Consider the following 12,673-nt stretch of genomic DNA (forward strand, 5'->3'; position numbering starts at 1 on the left):
TTTTTGACTAATATGAATTAAACCAAATAGAAATCATTCAGTTTTTCTTCACACAGTATTTTTACAACATCAATCCATCTATCTTCATCATTCAGACATGGAATATAGTGGAAACTTTCCCCACCACCATGCATAAACTGCTCTTTTCCTTCCACAGAAATTTCTTCTAAAGTCTCAAGACAGTCAGAAACGAATGCCGGGCATACAATCGCCAGATTTTTTACCCCATTTTTACCAATTGATTCCAATGTTTCGTCAGTATAAGGTTCAATCCATTTATCTTTTCCTAATCTTGACTGGAAAGAAACAATTGTTTTTTCTTTAGGTAAATTCAACTTTTCAATCACACGCTGTGTGGTTTTATAACATTGATGACGATAGCAGAACTGATGGCTCGGATTGTCATCTCTGGAACAGCAGTCATTAAGATTACAAGTCTTTGTAGGATCTGTCTTATAAATATGTCTTTCCGGAACTCCATGATAAGAAAACTGAAGGGCATCAAAATTTTCAGGAAGTTTTTCCTTAATGCTTTCTGCCAGACAATTGATATAAATATCTCTGTTGTAGAAAGGCTGTATATAATTGATCTTTACCTTTGGAAACTTCTTTTTTCTTACTTCTTCTGCCTTTTCAATCACCGTTTCCGTTGTGCTCATGGCATATTGAGGATATAAAGGAAAAAGAACGATCTCAGTAACCCCTTGATCTACCAGTTTCTGAATACCAGCTTCAATACTGGGCTGTGCATATCTCATTCCGATTTCTACGGGAACGTCTACCAGTTTCTGAAGTTTTTTCTGAATTTTTTCAGTGATGACAATCAGTGGAGAACCTTCATCTGTCCAAACCGTTTTATAGGCTTCTGCAGATTTTGCAGGTCTTGTCTTCAGGATAATTCCCTGTACAAGAAGAGCGCGAAAGATCCAACGGTAATCAATCACTTTTTCGTCCATCAAAAATTCATCAAGATATTCCTTTACGTCGTTTACAGCAGTAGATCTCGGTGATCCGAGGTTTACCAGTAAAATTCCTTTCTTATTCAATATTCTAATTTTTAATTATGAACAGAAGTTGTAAAATCTGTTACTAATTTTGAAACTTTAGCAAAGGTATTACTTTCCAGTAAGCCATTGCTATCAAATTTGCCTTTTATCCCTTTTATTAATGCCTGATGTTTATCATCCGTTACAGCTCCCAGAGTTTTTAAAATTAATAACAACTCTTCGTGTCCTTTTTCTCCATTGGCCGAGGCGGTAATCACAGCCACAGGCTTTTCAGAAAAAATTGTTGTGGAAACACACCATTCTAAAAGATTTTTCAACCTGCTCGGAATACTAAAAATATATTCCGGAGTGGAGAATATAACTCCCGATGAATTTTGAATGTCTTCTCTGATCTTCAGAACCTCATCCGGAGTATTACAATCAGTGAAAGCAGTATCAAAATGGGGAAGAACAGAAAGATCTTCATACAGCTGAAAATCTATAGTATTCATCTTTTCCAGTACCTGCTCTATCAGTTTCTGATTACTGGAATTCTCTGAAGCACTTCCAATAATGACCACAACTTTTTTTTTCGGGAGGCATTTCAACTGTTTTATCCGTTTACAGCTTCCACTCTTTCTACTAAATCAGGAACGAATTGCTTTAAAATATTTTCAATTCCGTTTTTCAAAGTAGCTGTAGAGCTTGGGCAGCCTGAGCATGCACCCTGTAGAAGCATTCTTGCAGTTTTGCTTTCCTGATCATATTCCATCAGAGAAATTTTTCCTCCATCATTTTCCACGGCAGGAGCCACATATTCATTTAAAATGTCAGAAATCTTCTGCTCATCATCCGTATAATCTCTGTTGATAATCTTTTCAACAGGGTTTTCATGTTTCTGAGGTTCTGCTTTTGAAATTTCACCTCCGTTTTGAAGATATTCCGCAATAAGACCACGAACAGCCATCATGACCTGGTGCCATTCTACAGAATTATTTCTTGAAACTGCTACAAAATTATCAGAAATGAAAACTTCCGTTGCAAAATCAAACTCTTTAAAAATAGCTTGTGCTAAAGGAACTTCCTCAGCTGCATCTCTCGATTTTACCTCCACGAAACCTTCCATTAGCAACTTGCTTGAAACAAACTTCATTACATTTGGATTGGGTGTCATCTCAGCATAGATCTGATACATTTCTTTTTTCTTTTGAAGATAAATTCTTGGGTTGGCCAATAATTCGTCTTCGATCACATTTTTCAGACTTTGAGCAACATGTTCCCATTCTATGGTATCTTGTTTTGCAACAGCTATAAAATTAGCCGTAATGAAAATTCTTTCCACAAACGGATAATTGAAAAGCTCCTGTGCCAAAGGAATTTCTGAAACATCTGAATTTCTGTCCAACTCCAAAGAGCCTGGGATGAGATTGTAATCAGTAACAAATTTCATCACTTTCGGGTTTTCGGTTGGTTCTATAAGTACGGTACGCATTTTTTCGTTAAATTTGAGATACAAAAATACGCATTAGAAGTTAGAAGCTGAGAATTGAGAGTTAGATTTTTGCTATCGCTGTAATTTAGAAGGTAGATACTAGAAATTATAAGGCAGCAATCATCATTTTCAAATTGGCATATTTTCAAATTTTCAAATTAATATTATGGCACTTATAAAAGAACTTTTAGGAAAAGCACCACAGATTGGAGAGAACACCTTTTTAGCAGAAACAGCAACCATTATTGGTGATGTTGTAATGGGAAAAGATTGCAGCGTTTGGTATAATGCAGTGATCAGAGGCGATGTTAATTATATCAAAATGGGTGATAAGGTAAACGTTCAGGATAATGCGATGCTGCACTGTACCTACCAGAAATACCCTTTGAATATCGGGAATAATGTTTCTATCGGGCATAACGCGATTGTTCATGGATGTACCATTAAAGATAATGTACTGATCGGGATGGGAGCTATTGTAATGGACGATTGTTTAGTAGAAGAAAATTCTATTGTAGGAGCAGGCTCGGTAGTCACTCAGGGAACTCATATCAAATCCGGTGAAGTCTGGGGCGGAGTTCCTGCAAAAAAGATCAAAGATATCAATGCACAGCTATTAGAAGGAGAAGTGAACAGAATTGCGGATAACTATGTGAAATATTCGTCATGGTATAAGGAAAATGTAAAAGACCATCAATTGTAGTCTTCCATTGAATAGTTAATTCACTTGTCAATTTTTTATGCTTTCTAAGCAAAATTCAAAATTGGCTTTAATCCATATAAAAAGCTCCGTCCTGAGACAGAGCTTTTTTCGATTTGATAGAGAACCTTTGCTGTATTGTTAGTCAGGGTCTGGTGTGATAAGTTTTATCTTTCCATTGATACATTTTAAAGAGGTTGGAGGGGTAATCATTACACAATCAGACATAATATTATATTTTTGATTGAAAGCCTTTATTTTATCCGTATAGTCGTTGACTCTCGGTAAGAATGTAGCTTCTATTTTTTTGGGATACGCAATATATTGCTGAGGTCCGCCGCAGGATTTCGCACCCATAGGGGCAAATGTCCATTCACCAGCATCCGTACATTTTTCTCCTGATACCTCAGACTCGATAGAAGCTTTTAATTTATCGAGCTGTGCCTGATCATATTTCTGGCTATCTTCATCTGCAGGTCTATCGGCGATATCAATTGGAAGATTGGTGTTGGCGTTCTTTGATGTATTGCAGGAAATCAGAGATAGTGTAGTACATAATACTATTGCAGGGAAAAGTAGTAATAATTTTTTCACAATAAACTTTATTTCTTTTTAAGAATTTTCAAAACTTATGCCAAGGTAAGAAATTCAAATTCATTTCCGTATTTTTGACGACGATGAACAATCATTTTTTTGACTTAATAGAATATACCAACAGAAGCGTTTTTTTAACCGGGAAAGCTGGAACAGGAAAAACGACATTTCTTAATGATTTTGTAAGACGCACGAAGAAAAAACATATTGTAGTAGCTCCCACAGGAATTGCTGCAATCAATGCGGGAGGAGTTACGATTCATTCCATGTTTGGACTGCCGTTGAGAACCTTTCTTCCTACTACAGAAAGGATAGATACCAGTTTGGCTAATAATATTGCCGATCTGATGCCCCATTTCAAATACCGTAAGGATAAACTCAAACTTCTTAGAGAGGTTGAGATTATTATCATCGATGAGGTTTCGATGTTGAGAGCTGATGTTCTTGATATGATGGATTTTTCTTTGAGATTTATCAGAAGGAATAATCAAAGATTTGGCGGCGTACAGATGCTGTTTATCGGAGATTTATATCAGCTTCCACCCGTGGTGAGAGATGAGCATATTCTGAAAATGTATTACAATTCACCCTTCTTTTTTGACAGCCATGCCATTAAGGAGATTCCAATTGTTACGATTGAATTGACGAAAGTCTACAGACAGTCTGACGAACAATTTCTGGAAATTCTGAATGCCATCCGTGACGGAGACGTGAATAATATAGATTTTAACCATCTTAATGAAAGGTATGATCCTAACTTTAATATGGGGAAGGAGTCTTATGTCTATCTCTGTTCTCATAACAAAATGGCAGATGAGATCAATCAGGAAAAATTGACGGAGATAAAAGTAGATGCTCAGACCTATGAAGCTAAACTTGTAGGAGACTTTAAAGAAAATCAGTTTCCCAACGAACAGTTTCTGGAATTGAAAATAGGAGCTCAGGTGATGTTTATCCGAAATGATATTTCCGGGGAAAAGAAATATTTTAACGGAAAACTAGGGGAGGTCATCGGATTGGATGAAAATGAAATCCGTGTAGTATTGGATGAAAGCGAGAATGAAATTGTTGTCAAAAGAGAAACCTGGGAACAGAAAAAATATTTTCTGGACACAGATAAAAATATTCAGGAAGAAGTTCTTGGAAGCTTTGAACAGTTTCCAATAAAACTGGCTTGGGCAGTTACGATCCACAAAAGCCAGGGATTGACGTTTGATAAAGTTATTATTGACGCTGGAAAAAGTTTCACTGCCGGTCAGGTATATGTAGCTCTATCCCGTTGCAGAACGTTAGAAGGAATTGTTTTAAAATCAAAAATTACTCCTGAAGTTATTTTCAAAGACAATAGAATTTTACATTTTCATACAGATACCATTGCCAACGACCATGTTGAAGCTATTCTGAATCAGGAAAAATATGATTACAGTATCCGAAAAGTACTTCGTACGCTGGATTGTGTATGGTTTTTAAAAGAAGTGGAAGAGTGGAATAATCTTTCAATTGTGACCAAGAATATTGATCATGTTAAAACCAAACAGCTTTACCAGCAATTGAAACATGAAGCTGTAAACCTCGGGAAAATATTTGAAAAGCTTGAGCGTATCATTTTTCAAAAAGTCAATAATTTTATTGAGCAAAAAGAAGAATGGTCTGAAATTGAAAGCAAATCAAAAGGAGCTGTTAATTTCTTTTTTACAGAAACCAGAAATAAAATTTTCGATCCTTTGAAAGAATTTTATGCTGAAATAAAAGGAGCAAAAGGGTTAAAACAATACAACGAAGAATTCAAAAACTGGCTGGAAGATATTGAAGAATATCTGAACAGTTTAAGAGATATTTATCTTCTTGAAACTAAACTTTTAGAGGAGAAAAATGATAAAGAAATCAATCTGAAAATTGCTAAAGTTCCGTCTCAGGTTTTAACTTTTCAGTTATTTGAACAAGGAAAAACCATTGGAGAAATAGCTTTGGAAAGAGGGTTGGTGAAAGAAACGGTCATTGGACATCTTGCCAAATTTGCAGAACAGGGATTGCTGGATATTTCAAGAGTCATTACTTCAGATAAGATCAAAGCTTTTGAAGATAAATTCTACAAAAACCCGCGCGAAACCCTTACAGAGTGGAAGAATGCCTTGCCAAGTCATTTTGAATTTAATGAAATAAGGATTTTGATCAATCACTATAATTATAAAAAAGAAAAGAACTCATAAGAGTTCTTTTCTTTTTTATATGGTTGTTCTTAGACTTAAAAACTAAGGATACATTGCATTGATCGTGTTGGTATCTCCAGTTGTAAAGCCGGTTCTATTATAAGTGAAGCTGGTGTTGTTGGCTCTTGTAATAGTAGCTTGTCCGTTTTTGGAATAAGAAGTCGGCCAATACATCATCACAGAATTGATATTAAACGGACCTATATCCGTTCCGGAATTATAAATGTTGAAATTATAAGCCTGCCCATCTTGAATATTGTTCCACAGGATTTTTACATACTGATCCCTGTCTTTTCGGGTATGCTCATGATAAAGTCCTACACTATGCCCCATTTCATGAATGACTGATCCTACAGAAATATACTGATCCAGAGAAACATTCTGCTTTCCTCCCTGATACCCGATATGAGCCCAGCCATCTGATCCGGATGAACTTCCGAAAATAAATTCTACATAATTCGACTGATTGGTACGGGGAATCCATTGAGCATTCGTCTTGGAATTATATTCATTAACGGCGCTTGTGATTTTGTTGGCATTAATAGAACCCATATTACTGGCAACTGTATAATAAATTTTTCCTCCAGGCCACCTTGAAAAACTGGCACCCCCTTTACTGAGCTCGCTGCCTTCCGACAGCTGTTTGTCAGAAATGACCATGTCTCCCTGAAAGAAATTCAGTCCGTCTTTTCGTTCATAAGTAATTTCCTGGCCGTTCAATTGCCCTTTTTTAACGTTTTCAACATGGGAAGCATTGGCTTGAGCTTCAGAAGTGATTTCTTCATTATTTTTACTACACGACACGACTGTTGCAGCAATAATAAAACTCATAAAGACAGTTTTTCCTGTCAGGATCTGCCGGTAAAGCAGACTGTTTGGCTTTTTGTTCATATTAAATTTTTTTAAGATTTGGTATACGAATATAATAAATATTTCTCTTTCTATTGAATTATTATAGTTAAAATATATGATTTTTAATAAAGTAAGAAATCGGGGAAAATTGAATGGCAGTAAGAATAAGTTAGTGACATTTTCTACCTCATTAATCAAACTATAGAAAGGAGAAATTTGAAAAAAGGAGAACTTGATTATAAAAAAAGGTTTTGACTATGGTGAGTCAAAACCTTGTACTTTTTAAGAAATTAGAATTTAAATATCTAAAATTAATTTTCTTCGATTGTTATCGTAAAAAGTAGCCCGATAACTTTCGTCTCTGAATTCAGTTTCTATATTTTCTAATTCATTAAATATATTTTTATCTGCCTAAGTCTGTCATTATTCGCGAATAATGACAGACATTTTCTTGCAGTAGTTGCTTGTTAGTCATAATTTTATCTATTAAGTACTAGCTTTTTCATCTTTATATTGTATTGGTGAACTTCTTAGGGGGGTGTAGAGGCCCCCTTAAGGAGTTTTTAAACTTTAAGAGAATGTACTTGATACTCATGTTAAAAAATGACAAACACAAATTCCTATATATGAGGCCTATCATTATTATCGAATAATGATAGGCCTTTTCTTACAGTGGTTACCTGCTGGTCATCATTTTATTTATTGAGAACTCGCTTTTTCATCTTTGTATTGTATTGGTTAACTTCTTAGGGGTTGTCAGAGCCCCTTAAGGACTTTTAAACTCTAAGAGAATGTGCTTGATACTCGTGTTCAAAAATGACAAACACGTGTTCCTGTATGTGCTTAAGGCTGTCATTATTCGCGAATAATGACAGCCTTTTTCTTGCAGTGGTTACCTGTTGGTTATAATTTTGCCCAATGATAACTAACTTTTTCATCGTTATTATGTTATTGGTTTACTTCTTAGGGGTTACTAAAACCCTTAAGGAGTTTTTAAACTCTAAGGAGAATGTACCTGATACTCATGTTCAAAAATGCAAACACAAAATCCTATATATATGAGCTCTGTCATTATTTACGAATAGTGACAGGCTTTTTTGTTATGTTGGCTGCCTGTTCGTCATGATTTTACAGCCTTATATTTCACTTGAAAAGAAGAATAATTAAAAAAAACAGACATTGAAAACGGTAAACCTGTTTCAACGTATTGGCATAAAAAAAGTTCCGGAAAAAAAAAAGAAAATGAGTGTTGCAAAACGAAAATCTAAGATTCCGGAACGATCAAACAGCGGTAGAATAGAAAAGCTGATAAGCCCATACCTGAGTAACGGGAAAAGTGGATTTCCCAACCGCTTAAATGGATTGAATGTATTTCTATTGAACATACAACATGTAAAAACAGATTGTCAATGGAGAGCATTAAATCTTAAAGAATATTTTTTCAGAGAGAAAGTAAGCCGGTAAAGTATCTGCTATTATTTCAATAAACGGAGCAGAGATGGTCGTCTTAAAAAGGTTTGGATCCATCTCCTTATCAAAAATAAAAGATTACCTGATAGGTATGGTGTTCAAATGAAAAAATAAATTGTATAAAACGGTTATTTTATTAATTTTTTATAAAATTAATAATATTAAAGTAATGAATTATTAGTGTTGATGTAGCTTAATCTATCCATTATTAGTTTAGGATATTTTCAGTAGATACAAGATAATGAGGTTAATTTTATTTCATTTTCAATTAAATTTTAAATGATTAGCTTGCGTCTCTAATAATGAATTGATCTGATTTTCAGCAAAGTGTGCTTTTTATTTTGAATAAAAATGAGAGTTGGACATCAGGGTTGTTTATCCAAAAATAGCTCATCCCTTCTGCTTTCATGCTGAGTAAAAATACAATAGAATCAGAATTTAGCGATATCGGTACCTGTCTACAGGAACCCCAATGATTTTTTGAATTTTGCCACCGGATCTGATGCTGAAATTTACGTTCAAAATTCTATAACAGGGAATAATAGCGCATGCTACCTGAATAAAATATTTTGATACAAGACTTTATGGAAAGGGTTCTATCATAGACAGCAGCATTGCTATTGTATATAGAAAATTTCAGGAAAGGAAGTCAGGATGACTTCATGAAAAAAGAGGAATTATCCTGGTTTTTAGGAAACAATATGTAAAACAATTATATAAAAGTAACTTTATGATGAAAAAAAAGTATTTCGGAGTAGGGGTGGTATTACTCTTTTCTGTTTTCTCTTACGGACAGATCGGTATTAACACCGCTACTCCCCGGGCAACGATGGATGTTATGGCAAAGAACACCGATGGCAGCACTTCAGAAGGGATTATTGCACCCCGCCTTACGGGTGAGGCGCTCCATACTGCAGATGGCAATCATGTGTATGGGGAAAAACAGGACGGCACCCTGGCATTTATTACGGCGCCTCCTTCTGTGGCCAACAGGGTAGGGCAGACGATAGATATTGATGCCCGTGGGTATTATTATTATGATTTTCCTGAGAATAAATGGATTAAAATGCTTTATTCCTCTCCGGGCGCTCCAGTCGTAAGCACGCTAGACTGTGCCGGTGGTACGACTACGGGGAGTGTAGCGAGCGGTGTTCCTTCGTCGGGAGTGAGCCGTACGGTTCCTTATACGGGAGGTAATGGTGAAGCTTACAGTGCGCAGAGTGTATCTTCCACGGGGGTTACGGGTCTTACGGCTAATCTATCCGCAGGCTCTTTAGCCAATGGAAACGGAACCCTTACCTATACCATCACAGGAACGGCTTCCTCTTCCGGAACGGCAAGCTTTGCCATTACTTTAGGGGGCCAGAACTGCAGCTTTGACATTGCTGTAGGCGGCGGCGCTCCTGTCGTAAGCACGCTAGACTGTGCCGGTGGTACAACTACGGGGAGTGCAGCGAGCGGTGTTCCTTCGTCGGGAGTGAGCCGTACGGTTCCTTATACGGGAGGTAATGGGGAAGCTTACAATGCACAGAGTGTATCTTCTACAGGCGTTACGGGGCTTACGGCTAATCTTTCCGCAGGCACTTTAGCCAACGGAAACGGAACCCTTACCTATACCATCACAGGAACCGCTTCCTCTTCCGGAACGGCAAGCTTTGCCATTACTTTAGGGGGCCAGAACTGCAGCTTCGACATTTCTGTAGGCGCAGCATTGGCCCCTGGCAGTGGAAGTTGGTCCGGGAAAACCTGTTTTGATGTGGTGGAAGTAAATGACGGAGGAGATTGCGGTACGCTTTCCAGCCGATTGTCTCAGAAGGCAGACTTCAGCCAGACTGCCACCAACACCCAGACCTATACCTTTACCCCTAGTGGTACGGTGAGTAATGTACGTTTTGTATATGTAAACACCAATGGCCAGGTCATTAACAGCATCAGTGGTGATAACCCCGGGAATAGTATTACGGGTGCACAGACTGCTACAGTGAGCTATAATACAGCTCTCAACAGTCTTGCTTCCGGTAAAATAAGAAGTGATGCTTTAACGGCGAATATCATGGTGATCTATAATGATGGTGCTTCAAACAATGGTACTGACCATCAGCTGACCTTAACGGTGAATGTACAGGACTGCTCGTGCTGTGGCGCTTATGTGGCCCCTGGTGAATGGAAAGAGTTTATGTGCCAGAACCTGGGTGCAGATGCCTCCGCAGACCCCTTTACCCCTTCTGCAGCTATTCATGGAGCAAAATACCAGTGGGGCGCTACGACGGGGATGGCAGGCAAATACGTAGACCAGGCTACTGACCAAGCCAACGCAGGAGCCATTGCCGGGTGGGATACTACCATCTTACCTAATGATACGTGGCAGGATGCTGTAAAGACCGCTTCAGATCCATGTCCTTCCGGTTATCGTGTGCCTACTCGAACCCAGTGGCAGGGTGTTATGAGTAACAATACACCCACCCGAACGGGGACCTGGAGTAATAGTCCTACGAATTATACTGCAGCTATTAAGTTTGGCAGCACTTTACTTCTGCCTGCTGCGGGCTTCCGCGACATGACACTTGAGCATCGTGGTGACTACGGTCTCTATTGGAGTAGTACTCAGAATAGCAGTCCGTCTTCGTTCACTATGGAATTCAATAGGAGTAGTGTAACAATTAAAAATGCCAATCGTTCTTTCGCATTCAGTATTCGTTGTATTTCAGAATAATTATTATATTGATTTTATGATTGATCTATTTCCGGCGGCAAAGCCGCCGCCGGAAATAATTTATCAAAGGCTTCAGATGCCTATAGCCAACAGGGCTTTCTTGCCATTGTTGTAATGGGTCGTATGATACCCAATTCTAAATAAAAAAACAAATGAACAAAATAGTATCTTTCATGCTGTGCAGCCTTTGCTGCTGGTCTTATGCCCAGAAAATAGACCTGTATTTTCCGCATTTTGCAGGCAAAACGTATGACTTTATCATCTTTCAGGGAGATAAGCAGCAAACCCTTGTGCAGGGAACCATCCCGGAAGACGGAAAATTTACCCTTAGTATTCCCAAAGAGTATGCACCCTATACAGGAATGAGCCGCTGGCTTATTACCAATTCCAAAGAGGGCGGAGGGCTGGATATGCTTATCCCCGGAAAAGATTTTTCTGTAAGCTGCCAGGAGGCTATGCCTTCCGAAAAAAACATTATCTATCAGGGGAATACGCAAAACCAACAGCTTAATGAGCTGTATAAGCAGCAACAGGACATTTTTGCCCGTCATGATGCCATGCTTCAGGCCACACGGTCTTATCCCAAAACAGACAAAAGCTATCCCGCTTTTCAGCAGGAATATGAAACCCAGAAAAAAGATTACAAAATGTTTCAGGCCTCTCTGGGCAAAGATCCGGATTATGCCAAAGCGCTTATCCGCATTATTAATGCCACCCAGGGAATAGGCACAGAACTCTTTGATAACGAATCTCAGAAAGCAGATAATATCGCCCGGTATATCGCAAGTGAGATGGATCCTGAAGTCCTTTATACCTCCGGATACTGGACGAATGTAATCTCCGCATGGGTAGGTATGCACACTCAGGTTTTGCAGGATCCCTACCGCTTTGTGGAAGATTTCTCCAGGCTCAGCAGCAAGATTACAGATAAGAAAAAATACACAGATTTTGTAGGGCGCACCACGCATTACCTCAATGAGCAGGGAAAAGACCAGTATATTGCCGGGATTACCCCCTGGGTTCTTTCTTCCGGAAAAATGACCCATTACGAAGGATCTCTCGCCGTGTACCTCAAAGGAGCAGTGGGCAGCCAGGCTCCGGATCTCGTATTTACAAAGCATATAGGGAATCCCGGGGATCATAACCATGAAACCACCACGCTCAAAAGCAGCGAGCTGGCAGGAAATGAGTATCAAAAAACGCTTCTTATTTTTTATGAATCCGGATGCGGGCCCTGCGAAAATCTTCTGCAGCAGCTCCCGGGTAACTATGAGCTTTTACAAAAGCAAGGGATTCGTATTGTATCTGTATCTGCCGATAAAGAAGTAGCTGTGTTTAAAAGTAAATCAGATCATTTCCCATGGAAGAAAGATGCATTTTGTGATTATGAAGGGATAAAAGGAACCAACTTTATGCATTACGCAGTGGCAGGTACGCCCACAATGTTTTTATTAGATAAAACAGGAAAAATTATCCTGAGAACCGCTTCTTTGCAGGAAGTATTGGCACAAAGATAAAGCGTAAAATAGATTATCATTAGCTTGCAGCAATTGTGAGTTTGTGTTCGTAATACAATGTATATTAGTTTTTTGAGCGCCTTGCCTTCAAAATAAACTGTTTGCCCGGATTTTGAAAATGTTGCACAGCTCATCCATG

At 38.2% G+C, this 12,673-nt stretch carries 11 protein-coding genes; 5 read left to right on the forward strand and 6 right to left on the reverse strand.

From position 1 onward, the window contains the following. Positions 1-17: 17 nt before the first annotated feature. From hemH to C1634_RS10170, 3 genes are read right to left on the reverse strand one after another with little or no spacing between them, the layout of a single operon-like run. Positions 18-1,046 carry a ferrochelatase gene (gene hemH / locus C1634_RS10160; RefSeq protein ID WP_103233474.1) on the reverse strand — a complete coding sequence of 343 codons (1,029 nt, stop codon included), beginning with the start codon at positions 1,044-1,046 and terminating at the stop codon, positions 18-20. Positions 1,047-1,057: 11 nt separating this feature from the next. Further along, positions 1,058-1,567: an NADPH-dependent FMN reductase gene (locus tag C1634_RS10165; protein WP_228410052.1), complete on the reverse strand. Its 510-nt coding sequence runs from the start codon at positions 1,565-1,567 to the stop codon at positions 1,058-1,060. Between the two features lie 32 nt (positions 1,568-1,599). Further along, positions 1,600-2,478, reverse strand: a complete 879-nt coding sequence (locus C1634_RS10170; RefSeq protein ID WP_103233476.1) for a NifU family protein — start codon at positions 2,476-2,478, stop codon at positions 1,600-1,602. A 166-nt stretch (positions 2,479-2,644) separates the two neighbouring features. Here C1634_RS10170 and C1634_RS10175 point away from each other — a divergent pair, with 166 nt between their 5' ends. Then, the gene (locus C1634_RS10175; protein WP_103233477.1) at positions 2,645-3,181 is read left to right on the forward strand and encodes a gamma carbonic anhydrase family protein; all 537 of its coding nucleotides are present in this window, start codon (positions 2,645-2,647) and stop codon (positions 3,179-3,181) included. 138 nt (positions 3,182-3,319) lie between these two features. Here C1634_RS10175 and C1634_RS10180 read toward each other — a convergent pair whose 3' ends face one another. Further along, on the reverse strand, positions 3,320-3,772 hold the full coding sequence (locus tag C1634_RS10180; protein ID WP_103233478.1) for a hypothetical protein: 453 nt from the start codon (positions 3,770-3,772) through the stop codon (positions 3,320-3,322). 83 nt (positions 3,773-3,855) lie between these two features. On the opposite strand from C1634_RS10180, the gene C1634_RS10185 reads away from it, so the two are divergent. Beyond that, complete coding sequence (locus tag C1634_RS10185; protein WP_109738358.1) at positions 3,856-5,982, forward strand: helix-turn-helix domain-containing protein; 2,127 nt, start codon at positions 3,856-3,858, stop codon at positions 5,980-5,982. 42 nt (positions 5,983-6,024) lie between these two features. Here C1634_RS10185 and C1634_RS10190 read toward each other — a convergent pair whose 3' ends face one another. After that, the gene (locus tag C1634_RS10190; RefSeq protein WP_109738359.1) at positions 6,025-6,873 is read right to left on the reverse strand and encodes a M12 family metallopeptidase; all 849 of its coding nucleotides are present in this window, start codon (positions 6,871-6,873) and stop codon (positions 6,025-6,027) included. A gap of 737 nt (positions 6,874-7,610) precedes the next feature. Beyond that, complete coding sequence (locus C1634_RS25995; RefSeq protein WP_165835305.1) at positions 7,611-7,772, reverse strand: hypothetical protein; 162 nt, start codon at positions 7,770-7,772, stop codon at positions 7,611-7,613. Between the two features lie 304 nt (positions 7,773-8,076). Here C1634_RS25995 and C1634_RS10195 point away from each other — a divergent pair, with 304 nt between their 5' ends. The 3 genes from C1634_RS10195 (at position 8,077) to C1634_RS10205 (ending at position 12,534) form a co-directional block, all read left to right on the forward strand. After that, entirely contained in the window at positions 8,077-8,298 is a 222-nt protein-coding gene (locus tag C1634_RS10195; protein WP_123921430.1) for a hypothetical protein, read from the forward strand. Positions 8,299-9,034: 736 nt separating this feature from the next. Then, positions 9,035-11,017 (forward strand): fibrobacter succinogenes major paralogous domain-containing protein, encoded by a 1,983-nt coding sequence (locus tag C1634_RS10200; protein WP_123921432.1) that lies wholly within the window; start codon positions 9,035-9,037, stop codon positions 11,015-11,017. A 152-nt stretch (positions 11,018-11,169) separates the two neighbouring features. Continuing rightward, positions 11,170-12,534 carry a peroxiredoxin family protein gene (locus tag C1634_RS10205; RefSeq protein WP_165835306.1) on the forward strand — a complete coding sequence of 455 codons (1,365 nt, stop codon included), beginning with the start codon at positions 11,170-11,172 and terminating at the stop codon, positions 12,532-12,534. Positions 12,535-12,673: the final 139 nt, after the last annotated feature.

Source organism: Chryseobacterium viscerum (assembly GCF_002899945.2).
Lineage (GTDB): Bacteria > Bacteroidota > Bacteroidia > Flavobacteriales > Weeksellaceae > Chryseobacterium > Chryseobacterium viscerum.

Excerpts from the sequence above, each read along its gene's own strand:
- C1634_RS10170 (WP_103233476.1), bottom strand. The coding sequence starts at position 2,478 with ATGCGTACCGTACTTATAGAACCAACCGAAAACCCGAAAGTGATGAAA.
- C1634_RS10175 (WP_103233477.1), top strand. The coding sequence starts at position 2,645 with ATGGCACTTATAAAAGAACTTTTAGGAAAAGCACCACAGATTGGAGAG.
- C1634_RS10185 (WP_109738358.1), top strand. The coding sequence starts at position 3,856 with ATGAACAATCATTTTTTTGACTTAATAGAATATACCAACAGAAGCGTT.
- C1634_RS10190 (WP_109738359.1), bottom strand. The coding sequence starts at position 6,873 with ATGAACAAAAAGCCAAACAGTCTGCTTTACCGGCAGATCCTGACAGGA.
- C1634_RS25995 (WP_165835305.1), bottom strand. The coding sequence starts at position 7,772 with ATGAAAAAGTTAGTTATCATTGGGCAAAATTATAACCAACAGGTAACC.
- C1634_RS10195 (WP_123921430.1), top strand. The coding sequence starts at position 8,077 with ATGAGTGTTGCAAAACGAAAATCTAAGATTCCGGAACGATCAAACAGC.
- C1634_RS10200 (WP_123921432.1), top strand. The coding sequence starts at position 9,035 with ATGATGAAAAAAAAGTATTTCGGAGTAGGGGTGGTATTACTCTTTTCT.
- C1634_RS10205 (WP_165835306.1), top strand. The coding sequence starts at position 11,170 with ATGAACAAAATAGTATCTTTCATGCTGTGCAGCCTTTGCTGCTGGTCT.